This is a genomic window from Corynebacterium sp. ACRPE (assembly GCF_022347435.1).
GTDB lineage: Bacteria > Actinomycetota > Actinomycetes > Mycobacteriales > Mycobacteriaceae > Corynebacterium > Corynebacterium tuberculostearicum_D.
The window spans coordinates 1-24019 of sequence record NZ_JAKRNA010000005.1 but is presented as its reverse complement, the minus strand read 5'-3'; the positions used below and the strand labels follow the sequence as shown (position 1 = coordinate 24019).

The 24019-nt window shown below is 60.0% G+C and carries 22 protein-coding genes; 12 read left to right on the top strand and 10 right to left on the bottom strand.

Annotation, left to right across the window (positions count from 1 at the left end):
- Window positions 1–57: 57 nt before the first annotated feature.
- The 6 genes from MHY13_RS03935 to MHY13_RS03915 all read right to left on the bottom strand — a co-directional run bounded on the left by MHY13_RS03935 (window position 58) and on the right by MHY13_RS03915 (window position 7444).
- Window positions 58–1206 carry an alpha/beta hydrolase gene (locus MHY13_RS03935; RefSeq protein WP_239281041.1) on the bottom strand — a complete coding sequence of 383 codons (1149 nt, stop codon included), beginning with the start codon at window positions 1204–1206 and terminating at the stop codon, window positions 58–60.
- A gap of 276 nt (window positions 1207–1482) precedes the next feature.
- Window positions 1483–2382: a polyphosphate kinase 2 gene (gene ppk2, locus MHY13_RS03930; RefSeq protein WP_239208095.1), complete on the bottom strand. Its 900-nt coding sequence runs from the start codon at window positions 2380–2382 to the stop codon at window positions 1483–1485.
- A gap of 152 nt (window positions 2383–2534) precedes the next feature.
- Window positions 2535–2666 (bottom strand): hypothetical protein, encoded by a 132-nt coding sequence (locus MHY13_RS12180; RefSeq protein ID WP_255712198.1) that lies wholly within the window; start codon window positions 2664–2666, stop codon window positions 2535–2537.
- Between the two features lie 72 nt (window positions 2667–2738).
- Window positions 2739–2927, bottom strand: a complete 189-nt coding sequence (locus MHY13_RS03925; RefSeq protein ID WP_239228649.1) for a hypothetical protein — start codon at window positions 2925–2927, stop codon at window positions 2739–2741.
- A gap of 667 nt (window positions 2928–3594) precedes the next feature.
- Window positions 3595–5241: a chaperonin GroEL gene (gene groL, locus MHY13_RS03920; protein WP_239281039.1), complete on the bottom strand. Its 1647-nt coding sequence runs from the start codon at window positions 5239–5241 to the stop codon at window positions 3595–3597.
- Window positions 5242–5473: 232 nt separating this feature from the next.
- Window positions 5474–7444 (bottom strand): OPT family oligopeptide transporter, encoded by a 1971-nt coding sequence (locus MHY13_RS03915; RefSeq protein ID WP_239281037.1) that lies wholly within the window; start codon window positions 7442–7444, stop codon window positions 5474–5476.
- A 237-nt stretch (window positions 7445–7681) separates the two neighbouring features.
- Here MHY13_RS03915 and MHY13_RS03910 point away from each other — a divergent pair, with 237 nt between their 5' ends.
- The 8 genes from MHY13_RS03910 (at window position 7682) to MHY13_RS03875 (ending at window position 17371) form a co-directional block, all read left to right on the top strand.
- Window positions 7682–9049, top strand: coding sequence for a dipeptidase (locus MHY13_RS03910; protein WP_239281027.1), 1368 nt, complete (start codon window positions 7682–7684; stop codon window positions 9047–9049).
- A gap of 363 nt (window positions 9050–9412) precedes the next feature.
- Window positions 9413–12394, top strand: a complete 2982-nt coding sequence (locus tag MHY13_RS03905; protein WP_239281025.1) for a Na+/H+ antiporter subunit A — start codon at window positions 9413–9415, stop codon at window positions 12392–12394.
- Complete coding sequence (locus MHY13_RS03900; RefSeq protein WP_239281024.1) at window positions 12395–12895, top strand: Na(+)/H(+) antiporter subunit C; 501 nt, start codon at window positions 12395–12397, stop codon at window positions 12893–12895. It abuts the gene before it with no gap.
- Window positions 12888–14714, top strand: a complete 1827-nt coding sequence (locus MHY13_RS03895; protein WP_239281022.1) for a Na+/H+ antiporter subunit D — start codon at window positions 12888–12890, stop codon at window positions 14712–14714. Before MHY13_RS03900 ends, MHY13_RS03895 begins: the two co-directional genes overlap by 8 nt.
- Window positions 14707–15234 (top strand): Na+/H+ antiporter subunit E, encoded by a 528-nt coding sequence (locus tag MHY13_RS03890; protein ID WP_239281020.1) that lies wholly within the window; start codon window positions 14707–14709, stop codon window positions 15232–15234. Before MHY13_RS03895 ends, MHY13_RS03890 begins: the two co-directional genes overlap by 8 nt.
- The gene (locus MHY13_RS03885) at window positions 15234–15509 is read left to right on the top strand and encodes a monovalent cation/H+ antiporter complex subunit F (RefSeq protein ID WP_005325614.1); all 276 of its coding nucleotides are present in this window, start codon (window positions 15234–15236) and stop codon (window positions 15507–15509) included. The genes MHY13_RS03890 and MHY13_RS03885 overlap by 1 nt, the downstream gene beginning before the upstream one ends.
- Window positions 15506–15886: a monovalent cation/H(+) antiporter subunit G gene (locus MHY13_RS03880; protein ID WP_179387013.1), complete on the top strand. Its 381-nt coding sequence runs from the start codon at window positions 15506–15508 to the stop codon at window positions 15884–15886. Before MHY13_RS03885 ends, MHY13_RS03880 begins: the two co-directional genes overlap by 4 nt.
- A 15-nt stretch (window positions 15887–15901) precedes the next feature.
- Window positions 15902–17371, top strand: a complete 1470-nt coding sequence (locus MHY13_RS03875; RefSeq protein WP_239281018.1) for a glycosyltransferase 87 family protein — start codon at window positions 15902–15904, stop codon at window positions 17369–17371.
- 24 nt (window positions 17372–17395) lie between these two features.
- Here the strand turns inward: MHY13_RS03875 and MHY13_RS03870 are convergent, their stop codons facing one another.
- From MHY13_RS03870 to MHY13_RS03860, 3 genes are all read right to left on the bottom strand, one after another.
- A complete protein-coding gene (locus MHY13_RS03870; protein WP_239236090.1) occupies window positions 17396–18532 on the bottom strand; it encodes a glutamate--cysteine ligase in 1137 nt (378 codons plus the stop codon).
- Between the two features lie 180 nt (window positions 18533–18712).
- Complete coding sequence (locus MHY13_RS03865) at window positions 18713–19522, bottom strand: LytR C-terminal domain-containing protein (RefSeq protein WP_239281017.1); 810 nt, start codon at window positions 19520–19522, stop codon at window positions 18713–18715.
- A gap of 23 nt (window positions 19523–19545) precedes the next feature.
- A complete protein-coding gene (locus tag MHY13_RS03860) occupies window positions 19546–19821 on the bottom strand; it encodes a DUF3263 domain-containing protein (RefSeq protein ID WP_239194521.1) in 276 nt (91 codons plus the stop codon).
- Between MHY13_RS03860 and MHY13_RS03855 the strand changes: the two genes are divergently transcribed.
- The 4 genes from MHY13_RS03855 (at window position 19820) to cls (ending at window position 23816) form a co-directional block, all read left to right on the top strand.
- Window positions 19820–20443 carry a peptide deformylase gene (locus tag MHY13_RS03855; protein ID WP_005325608.1) on the top strand — a complete coding sequence of 208 codons (624 nt, stop codon included), beginning with the start codon at window positions 19820–19822 and terminating at the stop codon, window positions 20441–20443. The genes MHY13_RS03860 and MHY13_RS03855 overlap by 2 nt on opposite strands.
- The gene (locus MHY13_RS03850; protein WP_239281015.1) at window positions 20443–21432 is read left to right on the top strand and encodes a GNAT family N-acetyltransferase; all 990 of its coding nucleotides are present in this window, start codon (window positions 20443–20445) and stop codon (window positions 21430–21432) included. Before MHY13_RS03855 ends, MHY13_RS03850 begins: the two co-directional genes overlap by 1 nt.
- A gap of 110 nt (window positions 21433–21542) precedes the next feature.
- Window positions 21543–22352 (top strand): exodeoxyribonuclease III, encoded by an 810-nt coding sequence (locus MHY13_RS03845; RefSeq protein ID WP_204610918.1) that lies wholly within the window; start codon window positions 21543–21545, stop codon window positions 22350–22352.
- Entirely contained in the window at window positions 22353–23816 is a 1464-nt protein-coding gene (cls, locus tag MHY13_RS03840; protein ID WP_239281013.1) for a cardiolipin synthase, read from the top strand.
- Window positions 23817–23932: 116 nt separating this feature from the next.
- Here cls and MHY13_RS03835 read toward each other — a convergent pair.
- Window positions 23933–24019 (bottom strand): IS3 family transposase (locus MHY13_RS03835; RefSeq protein ID WP_239230518.1); only part of this gene is annotated, 87 nt, incomplete at its 5' end.

The following is a 24019-nucleotide window of genomic DNA, read 5'->3' as shown; positions in this document are numbered from 1 at the left end:
AAACTCTTGGCAAGCACTACATGCCTACCAAGAGTCCTGGCTTATGTTCCTTGCTATCTAGGCGTGACGGTCCAGCCAATCCACGACCGTATCGAGGGCCTGGTCGGCCGCCGGCTCATTAAAGACCTCATGCTTCTGGCCCTCCCAGGTCACATACTCCACATCCTTGGAGGAAATGGAGTTGTACCAATCCTGGGAGAAGTACGGCGGAACGATGCCGTCTTTGGTGCCGTGCATGATAAGCGTTGGGGCGGTGAAGAGGTCCGCATTGACGGCGTCATAATTCGCAATTGCCGCCAGCTGCAAGGCGGTGCCGGCACTGGTCTTTTGTGCGATAAGCGGGCTCGAGGCATACTCGTCTTTCACCGCTTGGTTAGTGGAGATGCCATCTGTAAACGGATTGGACATCACGATGCCCTTGCTCCACTCCGGCGAGTCCACACCAATTTCGGTGCGATGCGGGATTAGGTTCTGCGCGTAGCGGGCATTGAAACTGGTGAGCTGGGCCAGCGGCAGGCGCTCAAAGATGGTGGGATCCAGTTTCTTTTGGGTCTCAGAAATATCATCCGGCGTGATGTTCTTTCCCGCAACATTCTTGCCCGAAAGGTTCAGCGGGGCGCCACCACCATTGGTGATGATGCCATCTACGTTGCCCGGGTTACGGATGCCATAGGCCTCTACGGTCAGCGAGCCCATCGAATGGCCCAGCAGGAAGGTCTTAACGCCCTGATTTTCCTCCTTCGCCATGTCCACCACATGGTCGAAATCATCCAAGATGTACTGGAAATTATCGATGTGCCCCAGTGGCACGCTGCCGCCGGCGGACTTGCCGTGCCCGCGGTGATCTACGCGGTAGACGTTGTAGCCCGCATCCAGCAGCCGCTTAGCGACGTAATCGTAACGCCCCGAGTGCTCAGACACGCCGTGGGCCAAGACCACTGCTCCCCGCGGATTGGCCACCTTTTGCGTGCGGTAGTAAATCTTGATGCCTTGGCCGTGTGCGCTGTCAAAGTAGCCTTCTTCATCAGATACCTGCTTCTCCGAGACGGTCGGGCGTCCCAACACATCCGGCTTGTGGTCCGCCGCTGGCGCAGGCGCTGGGGCTTCCTGCGCGACTGCTCCTGCCGTAAGCGTGCCAGATACCGTCACTGGTGCCGCCACTACTGCCGCTGCCGTTAGGTAAGCGGTTAGGTGCTTCTTCATCATCACTATCTCCTTGAGGTGTTGTAGCTCATATCGATTTGCCAGATGAGATTGAGATAACAGTGATGCTAAATATTCTGAGACGAAGACCACAAATAGTTTTCAACAATGCTACCTACGGTCCCGTAACATAACCGCACGGAAATACCCCTTTAAAATCCCCTAATTTCCGCGAAACTATTCCTCCCCATTTACCCCCTTTTGGTACCCCTAAAACAAAAAGCGGGAAACCCGGACTTACCGAGTTCCCCGCCTAATGTGCGGCTAATTTAGCTCAACCTAGTCACCAATCTGATCGCGACCACGCTTAACGATGTTCTCATCGACCTCGCCCACCAGCTCGTGGTCCTTATTCGTGTACTCAAACTTGGACAGCACATAGCGCATGGCGTTGATACGGGCACGCTTCTTATCATTGGACTTAATGGTAATCCACGGCGATTCTTCCGTATCCGTGTAGCGGAACTGCTCCTCCTTCGCACGGGTATAGTCATCCCACTTATCCAGCGAAGCCAAGTCCATCGGAGACAGCTTCCACTGGCGCACCGGGTCGATCTGGCGGATAGCGAAGCGGGTGCGCTGCTCCTTACGGGTAACCGAGAACCACAGCTTGGTCAGGGAGATACCCGAACCGAGGATCATATTCTCCAGCATTGGCACCTCACGGAGGAATTCCGCATGCTGACTTTCGGTACAAAAGCCCATAACGCGCTCCACACCAGAGCGGTTGTACCAAGAGCGGTCAAAGAAGACAATCTCGCCACCGGCCGGGAAATGCTCAATATAACGCTGGAAATACCACGAGGTGGACTCACGCGGCGATGGCTTCTCCAGAGCCACAGTGCGAGCACCACGCGGGTTCAGGTGCTCGTTAAAACGCTTAATGGTGCCACCCTTGCCGGCCGCATCGCGACCCTCAAAGATAATGATGTGGCGCTGGCCAGTTTCCTTGGTCCAGTTCTGCCACTTCAGCAACTCAATCTGCAGAGCGCGCTTCACAGACTCGTACTCGTCGCGAGTCATACGCTCATCATAGGGGTAATTTTCACGCCAAGTCTGAACCGGGGAACCATCCGGCATGATCAGCGAAGGATCATCCTCGTCGGTTCCATCGACGACGTAGCCGTCAGTTTTTGCCAGGTCAATCTCGGGAAGGTCGTCGTCTTTAACATCAGCCATGCATTAAGTGTAACCCGAATGTAGGCATCAAGCGCGCTAATTTTTCGCAGTTACCCCTGCCCCAATTGAGCAATAAAACAAAAGGAAGGCCTACCGATTCGGTAGGCCTTCCTTCTTCAGCGAGCGTTAAAGCTCAGAACTGAAGGATGTTCTTATGCGAACATGCCGAGCAGGTCGGAAGCGCCCTTAGCAATCTGAACGAGCGGCTCGATCAGGGTTGCGTAGATGTTCAGGTCGTTTGCGAACTCGGAAGAACCGATTGCGAAGTTAATGAAGCCGTCCATTTTATCTCCTTAGGACTAGTATTTGATGATTGAAGATCAGAACCTAAAAGGCCCCGATGAGAAGTAAATGAATTACTTGTTCTCAGTAATCAGGGAAGAGGTGCCTGGGAAGAAATCAGCTGCCTCAGGCTCGGAGGACAGGAAGTCGAAGGCCAAGATGGTGTTCTGGAAGAAGGAACCAACGTTGCCCAGGATCTTGCCCCAGCCTTCCCAGGTGGTGACGAAGTTGTCCAGGTGGGTGATTACGTTAGAGAGATCCATATTTGAACTCCTAAAATAGATCCGAAGCTTTTGCCGCGGAGGGGTTTGCAGTTTGCAGACACCCTCAGTGGGCGTCACATGATTTATTTTGGCACAAGTTTGGACGAAATCAAGTCAAATTCGCATGAACGTTCCGGCACATTGGCAACTTGATAAGGATGGGGTTATAAATTATGGCAGTCATTAAAAACTTTTTACCCCAACTCAAAGTCCACTGAACTGGGCTTTTTTGCCACGCCCCAAATAGGTAGGTGAATTAAAACTTAACACTGTAACGCTTTTCCGTCTAACGAACGATAGATAGGCCTGAAACTCCACCTCTGAGAGCGAAAAACTTTTATAAATTTCTGCCCTTCAGTTACCCCTATACGGGGTCACTGAGACGCATGGTTAAGGGGTTAAAAGCTGTGACGGTAATTGTTAAGCCTTCAACCGCGATAAGGTTCCGGGTTGTTCATTACCCCGCAGCCCAAATCGAAATCAGCTATGACGAGCATCTTCGGAGGGCTTTCCCGTAAAGACGAGGCGCCGCTGTATCGCACCAATTAAGCAGAATGATGCAGACACGCCGAAGCGCCCCGCTTCATGCGCTCAAAAGCACAGAAACGGGGCGCTCAGAAGGGGCTAGAGGGCTCTAAAACGTACCCTAATACCTCGTCTTCGGGACCTAGAAGCCCATGCCGCCCATGGCATCAGCATCCGGCATGCCGTTGTTGGCGCCAGCCGGCTCAGGCTTGTCGGCAACGACAGCCTCGGTGGTCAGGAACAGAGCTGCAATGGATGCAGCGTTCTGCAGAGCGGAGCGGGTGACCTTAACCGGGTCATTGATGCCAGCCTCCATGAGGTTGACGTACTCGCCGGTAGCAGCGTTCAGGCCCTCGCCTGCTGGCAGGGAGGAAACCTTGTCAGCAACAACGCCTGGCTCGAGGCCCGCGTTGTGTGCAATCTGCTTCAGCGGTGCAGACAGGGCCTTGCGGACGATCTTGACGCCGGTAGCCTCGTCGCCCTTGAGGTCATCCAGGGAGTCCAGGACGGAAGCAGCCTGCAGCAGTGCTACGCCACCGCCGGCAACGATGCCTTCTTCCACGGCAGCCTTTGCGTTGCGGACTGCGTCCTCGATGCGGTGCTTGCGCTCCTTGAGCTCAACCTCGGTAGCAGCACCGACCTTGAGTACGGCAACACCGCCGGAGAGCTTAGCCAGGCGCTCCTGCAGCTTCTCGCGGTCATAGTCGGAGTCGGAGCTTTCGATCTCGGCACGGATCTGCTTGATGCGGCCGTCGATCTGCTCCTGGGAACCAGCGCCCTGAACGATGGTGGTCTCGTCCTTGGTGACGACAACCTTGCGTGCCTGGCCCAAGTACTCGAGCTCGGCGGTCTCGAGGGAGAGGCCGACCTCCTCGGAGATGACCTGGCCACCGGTGAGGATGGCCATGTCCTGCAGGGTGGCCTTGCGGCGGTCGCCGAAGCCCGGTGCCTTAACCGCAACGGACTTGAAGGTGCCACGGATCTTGTTCACAACGAGGGTGGACAGGGCCTCGCCCTCAACGTCCTCAGCGATAATCAGCAGCGGCTTGCCGGACTGCATGACCTTCTCCAGCAGCGGAACCAGGTCCTTGATGTTGGAGATCTTGGAGGAAACCAGCAGGATGTACGGATCTTCCAGGACCGCCTCCTGACGCTCCATATCGGTAGCGAAGTAGCCGGAGATGTAGCCCTTATCAAAGCGCATGCCCTCGGTAACCTCAAGGTCAACGCCGAAGGTGTTGGACTCTTCCACGGTGATAACGGAGTCCTTGTTTACGGAGCCGTTGCCCACGGTGTACATGGCCTCGGCGATCTTCTCGCCGATGGCCGGGTCAGCAGCGGAGATGCCAGCGGTGGTAGCAATCTGCTCCTGGGTTTCTACTTCCTTGGCGGAAGACAGCAGGGAGTCCACAACCTTCTTGGTTGCGGTCTCGATGCCGCGCTTGATGCCCATTGGGTTGGAACCTGCGGCTACGTTGCGCAGGCCCTCACGTACCAGAGCCTGTGCCAACACGGTTGCGGTGGTGGTGCCGTCGCCTGCGACGTCGTCGGTCTTCTTGGCAACTTCCTTGACCAGCTCGGCGCCGATCTTCTCGTAAGCATCCTCGAGCTCGATTTCGCGAGCGATGGAAACACCGTCGTTGGTAATGGTCGGGGCACCCCAGGACTTTTCCAGGACGACGTTGCGGCCCTTGGGGCCGAGGGTGACCTTGACGGCGTCGGCAAGCGTGTTGAGGCCGCGCTCGAGGCCGCGGCGGGCCTCTTCATCAAAAGCGATAATCTTTGCCATTGTGTTTGTGCTCCTTGGTTTATTGAGGACGACACTCACGTCTTTCTCGCTGCGGACGCCCGCGACGGCATGGCTGGTGAGTGTGAACCAACCTCAACCACAACGATGTAGATTTATCTGGCACTCATACTGTGCGAGTGCTAACGACCATTCTGGCACTCTCCTACCGCGACTGCAAGAAAAAATGGCGCCCCCGCGAAGGGACGCCATTATATAAGGAATGGATCAGAAACTAGGAGCTCTTCACCGTGCGCTTGGTCCAGCGGTAGATGAACGTCAGCGCGATAATAAAGAGGATCACGCCCACCACGGTGGCGGAGGCACCACCCTCAAAGATTTCCAGCGGGCTTTCGCCGCCAGCGGCGGCAATGATGCCGGCGTTGACCACACCAAAGAGGGACTCACCTACGATGAGGCCGGTGGCCAGGAGAGTACCCATACGCTTGGCAAACTCCGGGTGGGATTGCTTCGCGGCCCATTTGTCATAGAAGGTGCCCAGGATGGCTCCGATAGGGATGACGATGGTCAGGGCGGCCGGTAGGTACATGCCCATGCCGGCGGCCAGCGGGGACAGCGAGTACTTATCGGTGAACTTGCGCAGGAGCTCGTCAATAATAATAAGGACAGCGCCAATGGCCATACCGATGAAGATAAGGTTCCAATCCAACGAGCTATCGAATATGCCGGAGGCAACGGAGGACATCAGGGCCGCCTGCGGGGCGGCCAAGGCGTCTTCGCCAGCGCCTTCCATGCCTTGGAAGCCGAAGCCATTGAGCATGACCTGCAGAATCGGCGGGATGACCAGGGAGCCGAAGACCACGCCGATGATGAGCGCTACTTGCTGCTTCCACGGAGTAGCGCCGACGAGCTGACCGGTCTTGAGGTCCTGCAGGTTGTCATTGGAAATGGTGGCAATGCCAAAAACAACGGCCGCGGTGAAGAGCGTATAGGCCACCAAAGACAAAGGATCCGCAGTGGTGCCGCGGGTGACAGCCGCGATGAGCAGCGAGGCGGCGAGCACGGCGATGATGCCGATGGAGGAAATTGGCGAGTTAGACGCGCCAATCAGGCCGGCCATGTAGCCGCACACGGAGGCGATAATCAGGCCCACCAGCAGGGTAAAGAGGACAGAGACGGTAATGAGCACTGCCATGTGGTCGTGGATATCGGTACCGCGCACAAAGTCCCACAACAGCAATGCGATAGGCACCATGAACGCCACGATGGTGGTGGCGACATAGGGGAAGGGAATATCGCGCTCGGTGACGTCCACGGCGGAGCCGGACTTGCGGGCGCGCGAGGAGGCTAGGGACTGGCGGATGCCCACGGCAATGGGAGCGGCAATCTTCAGCAGGGTCCAAATGGCGGCAATGGCCATGGTGCCCACGCCGATGAAGCGGATGTCATCGGAGAAGGTGGTATCGACGACGTCGGCAAGCGCGGTGGCGCCCGTAATATCGCCGGTGGTGAAAATGGGCAGCAAAATGAAGTAGGAAATCACCACGCCTACCAGCATGGCAATGCCTACCGGCAGGCCCACCAGGTGGCCCACGCCGATAAGCGCGGTGGACAGGCTGGTGCCCAGGGTGGTCGCGCCAGCGCCGAGCTTGAAATAGGCGGTGACTTCGGAGGCGGCGGCCTTCATTGCGGTCAGCAGCGCCATAACGGCCGAGGTAATGCCACCCGCGACGATGACACGCAGGCCCTTGGCATTTTCTTCCTGGCTGGTGCCAGAGGCATTTTCATCGCCCACCTTGAGGACCTCGGCCGCGGCCACGCCCTCCGGATAGGGCAGATCGGAGCCGGTGACCAAAGCGCGGCGCAGCGGGATGGAATACATCACGCCCAGCACGCCGCCGATGATGCACACGCCGGCCGTCTGCACGAAGCCAAAGCCCTGCCAGTACCCCACCATCACCAGGCCCGGGAGGACAAAGATGATGGCGGACAAGGTGCCCGCGGCAGAGGCAATGGTCTGCACAATGTTGTTTTCTTTAATGTTGTGGCCCTTGAACCGGCGCAGCACCGCCATGGAAATCACGGCGGCCGGGATGGAGGTAGCAAAGGTCAAGCCCACCTTCAGGCCCAAGTACACATTGGCGGCGGTGAAGATGAGGGTAATCAGGCCACCGATAATGATGCCGCGCAGCGTCAGCTCGGGCAGGGAGGCCTTGGAACCTGCGGCGGATGATGCGTTCGCCATGCCAGGTCCTTTCTATTCTCGGCTATGAAAGTTTCTTGACTCACCCCGCAGCGGGCCACAGCGGGCCGCAGCCAGCTACGTCCGTTTCTATCTGTTTGGTACCGGTTTCTTTCCTCGGTTTGAGTCCGAACGGACAGAATCCGCACAGGGTGGAATGAATAAATTTTAGTTCACCACCCCAGCGTTTTCCTATTCCGGTTGCTCTATAGCTTGGGGCGGGCGGGTACCGTAGAGAACATGACTGCACTTAATGAAAGCATTCGCAACGATCGCGAGACCATTTTCCGCCAGCTCAGCGAGCTCGTGGCCTTTAATTCCGTCCACGACGAGGAAGGTTTGGAGGACCAGACCAAAGGCGCAAGCCAGTGGGTTAAGTCCGCACTGGAGGAGGCGGGAGTGAGCGTAGAAACCATCACCACGGCCGATGGCTCCACCGCCATCTTGGGTGAGCGCAAGGGCGATGAGGGCGCCAAGACGGTGCTGCTCTACTCCCACTATGACGTGGTGCCGGCCGGCAACCGCGAGGCTTGGGAATCCGATCCGTTCACCCTGACCGAGCGTGAGGCCGCTGATGGCACCACCCGCTGGTACGGCCGCGGCGCCGCCGATTGCAAGGGCAACGTGGCCATGCACCTAGCCGCCCTGCGCGCGGTGGACAATAACGGCGGCACCAAGGTGAACCTGAAGTACCTCATTGAGGGCTCTGAGGAGCGCGGCGGCGAGGGCCTGTCCCAGCTCATCAAGGATCGCCCGGAGCTTTTTGCTGCCGACGCCATCCTCATCGCCGATGCGGGCAACGCCGCTGTGGGCCAGCCGACCTTGACCACGTCCCTGCGCGGCGGCGCGCAGATTGGCGTGCAGGTCGATACTTTGGCCTCCGCCGTGCACTCCGGCCAATTCGGCGGCGCGGCACCGGATGCTGCCAAGGCGCTGATGCGCGCCATCGACTCCCTGTCCGATGAGTACGGTCGCACGGTTATCGACGGCGTAGATACCACCGCCGAGTGGTCCGGCCAGGAGTACCCGGCCGAGGCCTTCCGCGCCGATGCGCAGCTGCTGGAGGGCACCAAGATCATGGGCGAAGACGACCCAGCCGGTGCCACCCCGGTGGCCAACATGGTCTGGTCCCGCCCGGCCATTACCGTGACCGGCTTTACCTCCACCCCGGTGTCAGAGGCCGTCAACGCCGTGCCCGCCACCGCTTCCGCGCAGCTCAACCTGCGCGTTCCGGCCGGTGCCGATGCCGCTGCGATTGCCGACGCCGTCTGTGATCACCTCCGCGCCCACACCCCATGGGGCGCCCACGTTAAGGCCGAGGTACTCGAGGCCAATGCCGGTTTTGCCACCGATCCGGAAAAGCCCGCCGCTGCCCTACTGGGCGAGTGCCTCACCGAGGCCTACGGCACGGACACCGCTGCACAGGGCATGGGCGGTTCCATCCCGCTGACCACCGAACTGCAGGAGGCTCACCCCAACGCGGAGATCGCTCTCTACGGTGTGGAGGAGCCAAAGTGCACCATCCACTCGGCCAATGAGTCCGTCGATCCCACCGAGATCGAAAACATCGCTGCCGCAGAAGCGCTCTTCTTGCAGCGCTACGCCTAGCGGCTTACCCCTCCCGGCCGCCGCGGCCACCGCGGCTGCTGCCGCTTCGGTTTAGCGGCTTGCCGCCAACTCCCCGCGTCCCGAACCGATGGGATGCGGGGTTTATTTCTGCCCTCAATCGGCCCGAAATAGCGGCATATAATACAGTGCATAAAATTATTCCTTTCAAAGCCGTGGAAAAACCGGTAAAGTGGCAAAAAGTTGGCCCCGCGCTCGGCCATGTTGCTTGCACTGTGCCGCCGCGGCGTACTCAGCGGCGCGCGGCTCGTGAATGTTCTCGCCTCTCGTCAGTTGTGTGCTCGTGGTATTCGCGGCAGCGGGGTATAAGAACGTGACACAACCATAAGGAGCGCAGTAACCAACGTGCTAGTACTTCTGGGTGCTCTTATCGCCGCCTCCGTGGTCGCGCCGCTGCTCATCATGCGAATGGGTCGCCCGGCTTTTGGAATTTTGGCACTGGTTCCCGGCGCAGGCTTCGTGTGGACTCTCGTACATTTCCTGCGCGGCACCTTCACAGACGGCGGCGCGGTCGAACGCACCGTGGAATGGATGCCGTCCGCCAACCTAAGTTTTGACCTCCGCTTGGACGGACTAGGCGCGCTATTTAGCCTCATCATTTTGGGCATGGGCGCCCTGGTGCTGGTGTATTGCTGGGGCTATTTCGACGGCACACGGCGCCGCCTGGCCATGTTCGCCGCGCAGATGGTGGGCTTTGCCACCGCCATGTTTGGCCTGGTGGCCGCAGATAATTTCCTGCTGATGTACGTGTTCTGGGAGATTACCTCCATGCTGTCCTACCTTTTGGTCAGCTACTACGCGGAGCGTGCCTCTTCCCGCCGCGCCGCGCAGCAGGCACTCATGGTCACCGCACTGGGCGGACTGTCCATGCTCATGGGCATCATCCTGCTCGGACGCCAGACCGGGGCGTGGACCTTTAGCGATATCGCCGCCTATCAGCACTTTGCCCAGACGCCATTTGTCACGGTCGCCATCGTGCTTATCTTGGCGGGCGCGCTAACGAAGTCCGCCATCGCGCCGGCACACTTCTGGTTGCCGGGCGCGATGGCGGCGCCGACGCCGGTTTCCGCTTATCTCCACTCCGCCGCGATGGTGAAGGCAGGCATCTACCTAGTCGCGCGCCTCGCGCCATCGATGTATGAGGTTGCCACCTGGCACGTGGTGGTTATCTCCCTCGGCGTATTTACCATGCTGCTGGGCGGCTGGATGGCGCTCAAGCAGCGCGACCTGAAGCTGGTGCTGGCCTACGGCACTGTCTCCCAGCTGGGCTTTATTACTTCCATCGCAGCTGTAGGCTCCCGCGAGGCCATGCAGGCCGCACTTGCGCTGACCTTTGCGCACTCGCTCTTTAAGGCGGCGCTCTTTATGGTCGTCGGCGCCATCGACCACTGCTCAGGCACGAGGGATATCACCAAGCTATCCGGCCTAGGGCGCAAGGAGCCCTTCCTCTTTGGCATCGCTATCATCTCTGGCCTGTCCATGGCCGGCGTCCCACCGCTCTTTGGCTTCGTGGCCAAGGAGGCCGTGCTGGAAGCCACCATGCACGAGGAGCTACTGGCCGGCATGCCGCGCAATATGATGCTCGTGGCCTATGTCCTCGGCTCTATCCTCACCATGGCCTATACCCTGCGCTTTTTGTGGGGCGCCTTCGCTACCAAGCCGGAGGTTAATGGCACGGAGCCGGCAGAGGCCGTCGCCAAGATGCATCCCGTCACCATGGGGCTGTGGCTCTCCCCTGCCCTACTGACCGCCCTGACCGTGGTACTGGGTATATTCCCCAAGCCGCTCTCGGCGGCCTTTGACCAGCACCTCAACTCCACCTTTGGCCCGAAGGCGCATAGTGAGCTGGCGCTGTGGCACGGCTTTACCGTGGCGCTGGGCCTTTCCGTGCTCATTATTGTGGGCGGTATTGTCATGCACTGGCAGCGCCAAGCCCTAGTCAAGTGGCAATTCGCCTACCCTGCACTGGGCAATGCGGATGATGCCTATGATTCGGTCATCGCTCTTCTGCGCCAGCTCTCGCTGCGCACGACGGCAACCACGCAGCGCGGCTCCCTGCAGCTGAACCTCACGGTCATTTTTGCCACCTTGATGTTGCTGCCGGTAGCCATGCTCATCAAGGGCGACCTCACCGATATTCGGATGATTGTGGCGGAAAATCCCTGGCAGATCGTGGCCGCCGTCATCATTATTGTGGCCGCGGTGGCCGCCACGGTCACCGATAACCGCCTATCCGCCGTCATCATCGTAGGCGTGACCGGTTATACGCTCGCCTTTATCTTTGCGCTCCACGGTGCACCAGATCTTGCACTGACCCAGCTGCTGACGGAGACCATCGTGATGGTTATCTTCATGCTGGTCCTGCGCCGCATGCCTGCCTCCACCGAGTGGAAGCAGGATCCCAAGATGGGGCGCCTGCGCGCGTGGCTTTCGGTGGGCACGGGCCTGACGGTAACCGTGGTGGCGATGTTTGCCATCAACGCGCGCCAGTCCAAACCCATCTCTGAGTTCATGCCCGATCTGGCCAAGGAGATTGGCCACGGCGCCAATACCGTCAATGTCTTGCTGGTGGACCTGCGCGCATGGGATACCTTTGGCGAGATCACCGTCATTATCATCGCCGCGCTGGGCGTGGCTTCGCTGATTTATCGCACCCAGTCCTTCGCCCGCGCGAGCCGCCGCCCCACCCTGCAGGTTACTGGGCGGCGCTGGCTGGCGGCCGGCGTGGAATCAGAGCAGGCACTCAACCGCTCGCTGATGATCGATGTCTCTACCCGCGTACTCTTCCCGTCTATGGTCGCGATTTCCTTCTATTTCTTCTTCGCAGGCCATAATGCACCGGGTGGCGGCTTCGCCGGTGGGCTCGTCGCCGCCTTAGCTCTTATCCTGCGCTACCTGGCCGGCGGGCGCGCAGAGCTGGATGAAACCCTGCCTATCGACGCCGGCCGCACCATGGGCACCGGACTCTTCCTATCCGCAGTGGCCGTGGTGGCCCCAATGTTCTTTGGCCACCCTCCGCTAACCAGTGGGTATACCTCACCAGAGATCCCGCTCATCGGCGCGGTATCGCTGCCTTCGGCGTTGGTCTTTGATGCGGGCGTCTACCTCATCGTCATCGGCCTTACGCTCTACATACTCAGCTCCTTGGGCGCGAAGCTGGATGAAGAAGAGGATATGCGCAAGCAGCGCGCCCGCGACCGCGCCCGCTCGCTGGCCCGCCAGCAACGCCAACGCACCGCCAAGCAGAAAGCGCAACGGGCGCAACGCAAGGAAAAGAAACAAGCCACCACGGCAAGCACAGCCGCTACGACAGGAAAGGAGAAGTAAATGGAAGCCAATCTCTTCCTCCTGCTCGCCGCCGGCGTGCTCGTAGCCGCGGGCATCTACCTGCTGCTAGACCGCGCCATGACCAAAATGCTGCTGGGACTTTTACTCTTGGGCAACGGTGCCAACCTCTTCCTGCTGCAGGCAGGCGGCTCGGCCGGTTCCCCGCCCATCGATGGCCGCGAATCGGAGCCGTTTGGCACCGAGATTGCAGATCCCCTCGCCCAAGCGATGATCCTTACCGCCATCGTCATTTCCATGGCTCTGACAGCCTTCATACTGACCTTGGCCTACCGCCAGTACCGCTACCGCACGGACGATGTCATTGAGGATGACGCGGAGGATACCGCCATTGCCGCCAAGGCTGCACGCCCTGGCAATGCGGCCGCAAGCCCAGATCACGATGCCTCCAACGATCCCACGACGGGCCGCGCAACCAAAGAAGGCGATAACTTCGGTCCAGAGTCCTTTGAAGAGCCTGTAAAGGGGGCCCACGATGAGTGAGACCATGCAGCCGCTTGTCGATGCCCTCTTTCCCTACATCGGCTACCTCATTCCCCTGCCCATCATCATCCCAGCGATAGCCGCAGCGCTCGCCTTGATCTTTTCCCGCGTGCCCAATGCGCAGCGCCAAATCGTATTTTTCTCGCTGCTTATAACAGCGGTAGTCAACGCCGTGTTGATCCTCATTGCGGATTTTGAGGGTATTCAAACACTGCAGGTGGGCGGCTGGGACGCCCCAGTGGGCATCACGCTAGTGGCAGATCGCCTCTCTGCGGTGATGCTCTTTACCTCGTCCGTGGTGCTCTTTTCTGTTATTTGGTATGCCATCTCCCAAGGTGTGCGCGATGGCACCAAAGACGAGCCGGTGGCCGTATTCTTGCCCACCTACATGTTGCTGACCATGGGCGTAAATATATCCTTCCTGGCCGGCGACCTCTTCAATCTCTACGTGGGATTTGAGGTCTTCCTCGTCGCATCGTATGTGCTGTTGACCTTGGGTGCTTCGGCCAGCCGCGTGCGCGCTGGTGTGGGATACGTGATGGTGTCCATGGCCTCGTCGATGATTTTCTTGCTCGCGCTGGGCTTTGTGTATTCATCGGTAGGCACCGTGAACATGGCACAAATTGGCCAGCGCATGCAGGATCTCCCGGAAGGCACCCGCACCGCGATCTTTGCCACGCTGCTCGTTGCCTTTGGCATTAAGGCAGCCGTCGTCCCGCTGGACGCCTGGCTGCCGGACTCGTATCCCACGGCACCTTCACTGGTCACTGCGGTTTTTGCCGGCCTGCTGACCAAGGTGGGTGTCTACGCCATCATCCGCGCCCGCTCCTCTATTTTCACCGCCGGCGGCCTCGATACCGTGCTCATGTGGGTAGCCCTAGCCACGATGTTGGTGGGTATTTTGGGCGCCATCGCACAGTCCGATATTAAGCGCCTTTTGTCTTTTACCCTGGTCAGCCACATTGGCTATATGATCTTCGGCGTTTCGCTCGGTACCGCGCAAGGGCTTTCCGGCGCCATCTTCTACGCCGTGCACCACATTTTGGTGCAAACCGCGCTCTTTTTGGTGGTCGGACTCGTCGAGCGCCAGGCCGGCACCTCGTCGCTGCGCCGTTTGGGCTCGCTGATGTACTCCGCCCCGCTCATTGGAATCTTGTATTTTATCCCCGCGATCAACCTGGGGGGTATCCCGCCGTTTTCGGGCTTTTTGGGCAAGGTTATCTTGCTAGAAGCTGGTGCAAACGAGGATTCCTGGATGGCCTGGGTGCTTATCGTCGGCGCCGTGGTTACCTCCCTGCTTACCCTCTACGTCATGATGCTGGTGTGGGCAAAGGGCTTCCAACGCGACCGCGCCGATGCCCCCGAAGGTAACGTGGCACTCGCTCGCCCAGCTCCGCTTTCTGATATCACGGATGAGGTGGAGTTTTCCTCCCGTCAGGACGTGGGCAGGGTTCCCTTTGGCATGATCGCCTCTACTACGCTGCTGGTAGCTGCTTCTACCTCCATCACCTTCCTGGCCGGGCCGATCTCGGGCATCACCTCGCGCGCGGCCGAATCCGCTCAGGATACGTCCATCTATCAGTACGCGGTATTGGGCGATAGAGCTGATGACCCCACCCGCCACCTCAATCAAAAGGAGCGCTACACCGGCGGCGCGGATTCCTATGAAAATCGCCGGCATCCCTCCCAGGAGGCGAAGCCGCCCGCCCAGCCGGGCCTGGATGCACGCACCGACCCGGAAGCCGGCGGCCGCGATTCCCACTCCGGCACTGTAAAGACACCGGACGCCGCCAAGAGGAAGGATATTAGCGATGACTAACGCACGCTTTTCCGGCCTGCGCCACCGCTTCCGCCCGTGGTTCATCGTCTGGCTGACCATCATGTGGTGCATGCTCATGGGAGAGGTCACCGTGGGCAATGTGGTGGCCGGTCTCCTCATCGGCACCATTATCGTCTTTGCCCTGCCACTGCCGGCCATGCCTATCGCAGACATCGATGTTTCTTGGGGCAAGCTCATCGCCTTCATGGCCCGCTGGTTCTGGGAATTGTTCTATGCCTCGCTCAAGGTGGGCTGGTTGGCCGTGCGCCCGCAACCGGTGCCCAAGACCGCCATCTTGGAGCTGCCCATGCGCTTGGATAATGAGTTCGTACTCTCCCTGGCCGTAACGCTGTATAACCTGCAGCCAGGCGGCACGGTGACCGATATCGACATTGCCAACCGCATGATTACCGTCCATATCTTAGACGCCCGCGATGAGGCCCAGATTCAGCGCGAAATCGGTGCCGTGGCCCACCTTGAGGCCTCATTCATCGACATCTTTGAAAGGAGCCACCCCTAATGGATCCGCAGATCTATAACGCGATTTTGCTGGTGGCCGCCGCGCTGCTGGTGGTCTCCTTCCTCATCACCGTCTGGCGTATTGTCACCGGCCCCAATTCGCTGGACCGCTTGGTGGGCATGGATGGCTTTACCGCGATGTTCCAGTGCGCGCTGGCTACCTATATGTGCTGGTCACTTAACACGACCGTGGTCTCAGCCATGCTGGTCATTGCGCTGCTGGGATTCATCTCCACCGTATCCGTCACCAGGTTTAGGAAGAGGGATAGCCAATGAGCTGGTCCTTTATTGCAGATGTACTCTCGCTCATCCTCATTATTGGCGGCAGCGTCCTCACCTTGGCCGCAGCCATCGGCATCGCTCGGTTCAAGGACACGATGTCTCGTGTACACGCGGTAAGCAAGCCACAAACCACAGGGCTTATCCTCACCATCCTCGGCGCCATCATACGCATCACTGGCGCGGAATCCTTCAGCGTAGCCGAGCGCGGGGATTTAGGAATACTCGTTTTGCTGGTACTGTTTGCCATGTTCACTAGCCCGGTAACCGCGCAGCGCACCTCACGTATTGCACGCCGTGAGGGTCTGTACGGCACCGAGGAATCCATGTCCCGCAACGACCGACCCGCCGCGAAGTCGCTGCGCCGCAAGTAGGAGACGCTTTTCACCGTGAAAAAGCTTTATGGGCTTCCCACTATGGTGGCTTTGCTCGCCGCTCTTATCGGCGTCATCGTCTACCGCTTCAGCATCTTCGACGGCAATAGCGCTTTTGTGTGGCGCGTTCCCCTGGATCTGAAGATTTATTGGCTCGCCGGCGGCGAGGTGGCCCAAGGCGCGGACCTCTACGATAACGCCTATATTGGCGACCTGCCTTTTACCTATCCACCCTTTTCCGGCACTCTTTTCACGTGGCTTTCCACGCTTGCCGACGCCCCCTTGATCCTTCTCTGGCAGGGCGGCACCGCCCTCGCCTTGTTCACGGTTATTATGCTGGTCCTGCGTGAGCGCGGCCTCAAGCTCTCCCCGGCAATTTGGCTGCTGGGCCTTTTGCTGCTGTGCTGCACCCCGGCGAATGAGCCGGTGCACGGCACCTTATTCTTTGGCCAGATCAACATCTTTTTGATGCTGCTGGTGGCCTTGGACATCCTCCCGCGCAAGCGCGCTTTGCCGGGCATCGGAATTGGTTTGGCCGCGGGTATGAAGCTCACCCCGGCCTATATGGGTCTGGTCTTGCTCTTCCAGAAGCGCTGGTGGCAAGCGATCATCGCTATCCTTACCTTCGCGGTGACCGTTGCCATTGGTTTCGTGACGATTCCGGATGCCGCCGATTTCTGGACCGACGCTATCTTTAAGTCCTCCCGCGTGGGCGAGCACACCAACCCAGGTGCGCAGTCCATTCGCTCGGTGATGGTCCGCGCATGGGGCATCGATGGCGGCTGGATCTGGCTTGCCGCCGTGGTCGTGGTCTTCATTTTGACCTGCCTGGCGCTGCGCACCGCGATGAAGCACCGCAATAATTCCGCCGCACTTGCGCTTGCCGGCATCAGCTCCTGCTTGGTCTCCCCGTTCTCCTGGTACCACCACTGGGTGTGGACGGTGCCGCTAGCCGTCGTCGTGCTAGTTGCCGTCAACCAGGGTCTGGGCAAGCGCCTGCACGGCATCCTCGGCGCGCAGGTCGCTGGCCTCGTGTCGGTGCTCGCTATGTGTGCGGTGACCTTGCCGTTCATCTCCGCACCCGTGTGGCTGTCTGCGGCTAGCCGCTCGCTCGACCACTGGGATCTGCAGCCGTGGGGAACGTTGGCCTTCACCGGCGCCGGCGTCCTCTTTATCGCCTTCTACGCGGTGTGGGGTTTTATCCCTGGCACCCAGCCGGAAGAGGAAGCGCCCGCCCCGGGCCGCCACCACTTACCTGCGCAGCCCGCTGGCTCGGAGGCCGGGGCACGCCCGGCGCGCTCGTTTAATACCACAGCTACGAGCCGTGGGGGCCAGGGGCATTCGCGGGCAGCGCAACCCGTCAGCGATGAAACGGCAGAAATGCCCGCGGTAGGGCCGGAAACGCGCGCGTTCCCGGCGGCTCAGGACATCACCGATATCCCCGATATCCCGGCCTACGGTCGCCATTCACGCTCCGAGGACTAGCCCCGGGCCCGCCTGCCCGCCGCTTTAGAGCGGGCGGAAGGTGTGCAACTCGCGGCAGGTCTCTTCGACCACCTCGCGCCAGCTGCCCGTCTCTTTAAAGAGACGGCGCTGCCGCTCATAGCCGGCTCCGCCATCGATAATTTCGTGGATGAGCTTTAACTCGTTGACGCATCCCAGCTCGCGCGCAATGGGGCTAAACTCATCCACCATCTCCGCTAACTCGTCCTTAACCCAGGCCTCATCGGTCTCGCGGGAGGTAATCACCAGCGCGTCCATGCCATAGCGGGCACCGCGCCACTTATTTTCTGCCACGTGCCAGGGCTGCAGGGTGGGAAGGGGCTCCGCGGCGTCGATAAGCCGGTCGTAGTACACCACCAAGCAGTGAGTGAGCGCCACGATGGCGGAGAGCTCGCGCAGGTTGGACGTCGCATCAGAGACGCGCACCTCCACCGTGCCCCACTTGGACGCCGGCCGAATATCAAAGTGCATGGAACCGGTGTGATTAATAACGCCGGAAATGGCCTGGTCGCGCATATAGGACTGCCACTCGGCCCAATCGCGGAATTGATACGGCATGCCTGCGGTGGGCAGCTGTTGGTACAGCATGGTGCGGTTGGAGGCATAGCCGGTATCGAGGCCCTCCCACCCGGGCGAGCACGCAGAAATGGCCAGCAGGTGGGGGTACTTGGTCATCAGCGCATTGATGATGCGCCATACGCGGTCCTCGTGGCTAACGCCCACGTGCACGTGCGTGCCCCAAAGCAGCATCTGCTTGCCCCAGTACTGGGTGCGCGCGATGATTTCTTGATAGCTGGGCTTATCCGAAAGCGGGTTCTCCCGGAAGTCCGTAAACGGGTGGCCACCAGAGGCCCAGACGTCTACGCCCAGTTTATCGGCTGCTTCTTCCACTGCCTTCAGGGAAGTGTTCAGGTCAGCGATGGCTTCCGGCACGGTATGGCAGATGCCCGTGACCAGCTCTACCGTGTTCTGGAGGAATTCCTTTTCCAGGTGGATCTCGGGGTGGGTTGCAGTGGCGAGGTCAATGAGTTCTGCGCCGCGCGGGACAAGGTCGCGCGTGCCACGGTCCACGAGCGCCACCTCCCATTCCACGCCGAGCGTTGGTTCGGGAGAGCGGGCGAATTGTTCTGCCGGGATCTTCACCCATTCAGCTTAACGGGTGACAGGTATTAAGGCGTGAATTTTATTTAACCTGTTCGCACCGGTGGACGGGCGGTCGCGGACAAGTTCAGATCACAAAAGTCCAAGGCATTCGGCCGAAGAACTATGGTGCTTGCTCTTCGGCCGGATGGCCTTGGACTTTAAGTCAGGTGCGCGGCTTGCTTAGGCCTGCGGTACCGCCAGGGCGACGACGACGGCGCCGTCATCGGTTGCTTCTTTAGGCAGGTCGCGGTTCATCGGGGCGATATCGGCCTGGTAGCGGGCGGCGACTTCCTTGGCCAGAGCCTCAGCGGAGGCATCGCCTTCTGGGAAGAAGACGGTGGTCTTCGGAACGGTGAGGACATCGCCCGGCAGGTTGCCCACGTAGCCAACCTTGAAGCCGCCACCCTTGAGGGAATCGGCTTCCTTCTTGGCCTTGTCTACCTCGCCGGAGTTATTGAGGACGCTGACCTTAATATCGTTGCGGTCGCGCGCGGCGGAGTGGGCGTTTTCCTCGCCTGCGGCGGCATCTCCCTCAGCCGCGGCTCCCTCATCGGCAGCGCCGGACGCGGCCGAGTCGCCTGCAGCATCGCTTTCGCCCTCACCTGGCGCCGGTGCGGGGGCCGGCGCGCTCGCGCCCTCGGAAGCGCCTGGCGCGCCAGGGGCACGGGAACCTGCGGCGTCGGGGCCAGCAGATCCTTCGGGCGCGGCACCGATGGTGGAACCGGTGGAGTTTTCCTGCTTGTTCTCGGAGGCCACGGTGGAGTCATCGTCGCCTGAGGTCATGGAGTACAAAGCCCAGAGGCCGAGCATGACGGCCACGGCGATGAGGACCATCGCCAGGCCGCGCAGCGGGAGGCCGCCCTTTTTAGCGTGCGCGCCACCACCAGCGGGGCGCTTAGCTGCACGGGAAGCGGACGCACCGGCAGCAGAGCCGGCGCGGGTTTCGTCGGATACCTTGTCGGTCGAATTTTCCGGATTCACATTAGTCACATACGCAACACTAGTACCCAGAATTAACTATCTGGGGTATTTCCCCGCGCGGCGCGCCGCGTGTCTTCTCGCTCCTCGCGCAGGCGCCGCAGCCGTGCAACCAGGAGGGGATGGGATTGGGCGGCCGCGGGGGCGTCGAGAAGCAGGTTAAGGCGCTGGTGGTAGCGCACCGGGGAGATGTCCAGCTGCGCACGGATGGCCTCTTCCTTGTGGCCGATGCTGCGCGGCGCGGTTTCCTCGAAGTCCAAAATGGCGGCGTCTAGGTCAGACAAGGGGTTCATGCCTAAACTGTAAGGCATGACTATTCGCCCCATCGTTATCCACGGCGAGACCGTGCTTCACGAACCCACCCAACCGGTGGAAGAATCCGAGATTTCCACCCCGGAAATGCAGCAGCTCATCGCGGACATGTATGAAACCATGGACGCCGCCAATGGCGTGGGCCTGGCCGCTAACCAGGTAGGAATTGGCAAGCGCCTCTTTGTCTACCACTGCCCCGATACAGATGGCCCTAATGGCACTGAGCTGCCGTCCGAGGAGGCGGGCATGCGCAAGGGCTGCGTTATCAACCCCGTGCTGGAGACCTCCGAGATCCCAGAGACCATGCCGGCCGATGATGGCTCCGATGACGAGGGCTGCCTCTCCGTGCCAGGCGAGGGCTTTCCCACCGGCCGCGCCGACTGGGCGCGCGTGACCGGCAAGGACGAAAACGGCAATGACATCTCCGTCGAGGGTTATGGCTTTTTCGCCCGCTGCCTGCAGCACGAGACCGGCCATCTCGATGGCTTCCTCTACACCGATACCCTCATCGGCCGCTATAAGCGCCAGGCCAAGAAGGCCATTAAGCGCCACGGCTGGACCGAACCGGGTTATTCCTGGGTACCGGGCGAGGACGCCGATCCCTTCGGCCACGACGACTAATGTCACGCATTTTCCGCTCCGATGCCATCCATGTGGGCGAGCGCGTGGTGGCCCGGCGCGACTTTGGCGACGTGCATAGCGATGTCATCGGGCATGTGCTGAGCCTCAATCCGCTGGTCATTCGCCCACAAGAGGTCGGCGGCTACCCCTCCGACCTGGAGGCGGTGGAGATCCCGCCAGAGCAGCTGAAGATCATCAAGCGCCTCTCCCCGCGCATGGTCCGCAACTCCGATATCCGCGCAGTGGAGGTTGCCGCGGCCGCGGCTTTCCCCAGCACAGACCACGCTTGGACCAGCGACGGTTCCTGGCTGTTGCGCGCGAGCGACGGGGTTTCCGGCCGCTCCAACTCGGCCGTGCCCGTGGGGCCTTCGGCCGGCTTCACTCCGGTGCCACTGGAGGAGATTAAGGCCTTCTACGCCCGCCACAGCCTTCCAGTGCACCTGCTAGTCCCGGAGCGCATAGGCAAGCCGGCCGAGCGCCTGCTCGCCGACCCCGCCTGGGAGACTGAGCCAGAGGTCCTCGCCATGGTCCTGCGGAATCTGCCCGCGCTTGCCGACGCCCCCTCTCCCTCCCCCACCTTCCACCTCGCCGCCCAGCCCGATGACGAGTGGCTGGCGATGTATCAATCCCGCACCGATGCCCTTTCTGCCGAAGCGTTGCAGAGCCTTGGCGCTCACCTCGAGGGAACGCTCGGATTTGGCCGCCTAGTCCTCGATGGCGAGACCGTCGCCATTGCCCGCGGCACCCTGAGCGAATCCGGCGATGGCACCACGTGGCTGGGTCTTTCTTCCATCGAGGTGGCCAAGGACTTCCGGCGCCGCGGATACGGCACGCTCGCACTCCAGCACCTGCTGCACTGGGGCCACGACAACGGCGCTGAGCACGCGTACCTCACCGCGCCGACCTCGAATATCGCAGGAGTACGTCTGGCTGAGAAGCTCGGCTTCATCGAGCAACACCGGCGCATCTACGCCTGCCTGCGCGACTAGGCTCCGCGCTGCGGACTTCCGGTCTGGGCGGTGAGCCTTATGGGACTGCCCGCTGACTCCTTGTGGGCTGGGTAGTGAGCTCGACTCACTACCCAGGTAACCTATGTGGCATGCGCATCGCCACGTGGAATATTAACTCCGTTCGTACCCGCACACAGCGGGCGCTGGACCTTATCTCCAAGCACGACATCGATGTTTTGTGCCTGCAAGAAACTAAGGTGAAAGACGATAAGTTTCCGCGCGAGGCCTTCGAGGACGCGGGCCTACATGTCACCTGCCACGGGCTCAACCAGTGGAACGGCGTGGCCATTGTGTCCAAGGAAGAGCCCGAGGACGTCTTTATCGGCTTTCCGGGCCAGCCAGGCTTTGCCAAAGATCCAGAAAAGCCGCAAGACCGTGAGGCCCGAGCACTAGGGGCGCGCATCCGTGGCGTAGAAATCTGGTCTCTCTACGTGCCCAACGGCCGCGAGATTACGGACCGCCACTACGACTACAAGCTGGACTTTCTCTATCACTTGGCGCGCTATGCAGAAGATCATGCGCAATCCAAGCTGCTTATGACCGGTGATTTCAATATTGCCCCGCGCGATGAAGACGTGTGGGATATTGAGGCATTCCGCGGCAAGACTCATGTCACCGAGCCAGAGCGCGCCGCGTTCCAGATGCTGGAAGAAGCCGGCCTCGAGGAGGTTACCCGCCGGTTCACGGAGGACCAGCGCTATACCTACTTCGATTACAAAGGCATGCGCTTCCAAAAGAACGAGGGCATGCGCATCGACTTCCAGTTGGCTTCAGCCCCGCTTGCCAAGCATGTGACCGGCGCGCAGGTAGACATGGTGGAGCGCGCCGGCGATAAAACCTCTGATCATTGCCCGCTTATCGCAGATTATGATCTGCCCGATTTCGATTCCGTTCGTTAAATGTCTTGGTCTCTTGATCTCAGCTTCTGGCAGCTCGTATTCCTGATCCTTGATTACGGCATCAAGATTATTGCCGTTGGTTTTGTGCCGGAAGGCCGCCGACCTTCCAGTTCCACCGCGTGGCTATTGGCTATTCTGGTGCTGCCATTTATCGGCCTGCCGCTGTTTTTGCTCATGGGATCGCCGTATATCAACCGGCGTCGCCACCGCATCCAGCAAGAAGCCAATGAGAAGATTGAAAACGTCACAGCCCGCACCCCGGATCACCCACAAGGTATCCTTTCGGCCGAAATTGAATCGGTCATCAGGCTCAACCGCGAGCTGACCGGGTTCCCAGCATTGGTGGGCCATAACCTTGACCTGCACGCGGATTATGACGAGTCCATTCGCGCCATTGCCGCCGCTATTGACCGCGCCGAGAAGTACGTATCCATCGAGATCTACATCCAGTCCTGGGATGAGACCACAGACGTCTTCTTTGAGTCGCTGCGCAGGGCTACCGCCCGCGGCGTGAAGGTGCGCTTGCTTTTGGATCAGATTGGCAGCTTTAAGTACAAGGGCTACTTCAAGCTGGGTAAGCGGCTAACGGAGATAGGCGTCGACTGGCATCTCATGCTGCCCATCCAGCTGCACAAGGGCCGCTTCCGCCGCCCTGACCTGCGCAATCACCGCAAGCTGGTGATTATCGATGGCAAGGTGGGCTTTATTGGCTCGCTGAATATGATTAAGCGCCAGTACAAGACCAAGGATCGCTACTGGATTGACTACATGGTGGAGCTTTCGGGCCCGATTGTGACCTCCATGTCCGCGGTCTTCGCCGTGGATTGGTACCTCGAGGCGGACGAGAACCTGCCGCTGGATGAGCTGCCGTATGACGACGCCCAGACTGCCGACGCCAACCACCTCCAGATAATCCCCTCCGGGCCGGGTTACACCACTGAGCCAAACCTGCGCATGTTCAACTCCTTGGTACACCACGCCAAGGACCGGCTAGTGCTGTGCTCGCCCTACTTCGTCCCGGATGAATCCCTGCTGGAGGCCGTGACCACCGCCTGCTACCGCGGCGTGGACGTGGAACTTTATGTATCGGCAAAGGCGGACCAGTTTATGGTCAACCACGCGCAATCCTCCTACTACCAGGCGCTGCTGGAGGCGGGTGTGCGCATCTACCAATTCCCCTACCCCTTTGTGCTGCATTCCAAGTTCATCATCACCGACCCTGACGATCCAGGCCGCGACCCGTTGTGCATGTTTGGCTCTTCTAATATGGACCCGCGCTCGTTCGGCCTAAATTACGAATCCACCATGCTGGTGGCCAAGGGAGACCTCATTGACCAGTTCAACCAGCTCGTGGCCAATTACCGCGCCGTATGCCACGAGCTGACCCTTGAGGAGTGGAATGAGCGTGGCTTCATCCGCCGTTACGTGGATAATGTCATGCGTCTAACTTCTGCGCTGCAATAAAGCGGGCAGCGGCTGCGCTAGCTGGCAGCGGAGATAGCTGTGGCGATAAGAAACCGCCCCGGTATGCAGCCAATGAGCTGCCTGAACTGGCCCCCGAAAGTTGGACTGGTTTAATTCTAGGCGGTTAGGGCTTCAAGGGTCTGATTTCGATATTGCATCGGGGTTAGACCCTTGAGTCGTTGTTGGATGCGTTCGGTGTTGTA

Excerpts from the sequence above, each read along its gene's own strand:
- MHY13_RS03910 (WP_239281027.1), top strand. The coding sequence starts at position 7,682 with ATGACTGCACTTAATGAAAGCATTCGCAACGATCGCGAGACCATTTTC.
- cls (WP_239281013.1), top strand. The coding sequence starts at position 22,353 with ATGTCTTGGTCTCTTGATCTCAGCTTCTGGCAGCTCGTATTCCTGATC.
- ppk2 (WP_239208095.1), bottom strand. The coding sequence starts at position 2,382 with ATGGCTGATGTTAAAGACGACGACCTTCCCGAGATTGACCTGGCAAAA.
- MHY13_RS03895 (WP_239281022.1), top strand. The coding sequence starts at position 12,888 with ATGAGTGAGACCATGCAGCCGCTTGTCGATGCCCTCTTTCCCTACATC.
- MHY13_RS03890 (WP_239281020.1), top strand. The coding sequence starts at position 14,707 with ATGACTAACGCACGCTTTTCCGGCCTGCGCCACCGCTTCCGCCCGTGG.
- MHY13_RS03900 (WP_239281024.1), top strand. The coding sequence starts at position 12,395 with ATGGAAGCCAATCTCTTCCTCCTGCTCGCCGCCGGCGTGCTCGTAGCC.
- MHY13_RS12180 (WP_255712198.1), bottom strand. The coding sequence starts at position 2,666 with ATGGACGGCTTCATTAACTTCGCAATCGGTTCTTCCGAGTTCGCAAAC.
- MHY13_RS03925 (WP_239228649.1), bottom strand. The coding sequence starts at position 2,927 with ATGGATCTCTCTAACGTAATCACCCACCTGGACAACTTCGTCACCACC.
- MHY13_RS03845 (WP_204610918.1), top strand. The coding sequence starts at position 21,543 with ATGCGCATCGCCACGTGGAATATTAACTCCGTTCGTACCCGCACACAG.
- MHY13_RS03885 (WP_005325614.1), top strand. The coding sequence starts at position 15,234 with ATGGATCCGCAGATCTATAACGCGATTTTGCTGGTGGCCGCCGCGCTG.
- MHY13_RS03880 (WP_179387013.1), top strand. The coding sequence starts at position 15,506 with ATGAGCTGGTCCTTTATTGCAGATGTACTCTCGCTCATCCTCATTATT.
- MHY13_RS03935 (WP_239281041.1), bottom strand. The coding sequence starts at position 1,206 with ATGATGAAGAAGCACCTAACCGCTTACCTAACGGCAGCGGCAGTAGTG.
- MHY13_RS03855 (WP_005325608.1), top strand. The coding sequence starts at position 19,820 with ATGACTATTCGCCCCATCGTTATCCACGGCGAGACCGTGCTTCACGAA.
- MHY13_RS03850 (WP_239281015.1), top strand. The coding sequence starts at position 20,443 with ATGTCACGCATTTTCCGCTCCGATGCCATCCATGTGGGCGAGCGCGTG.
- MHY13_RS03860 (WP_239194521.1), bottom strand. The coding sequence starts at position 19,821 with ATGCCTTACAGTTTAGGCATGAACCCCTTGTCTGACCTAGACGCCGCC.
- groL (WP_239281039.1), bottom strand. The coding sequence starts at position 5,241 with ATGGCAAAGATTATCGCTTTTGATGAAGAGGCCCGCCGCGGCCTCGAG.
- MHY13_RS03915 (WP_239281037.1), bottom strand. The coding sequence starts at position 7,444 with ATGGCGAACGCATCATCCGCCGCAGGTTCCAAGGCCTCCCTGCCCGAG.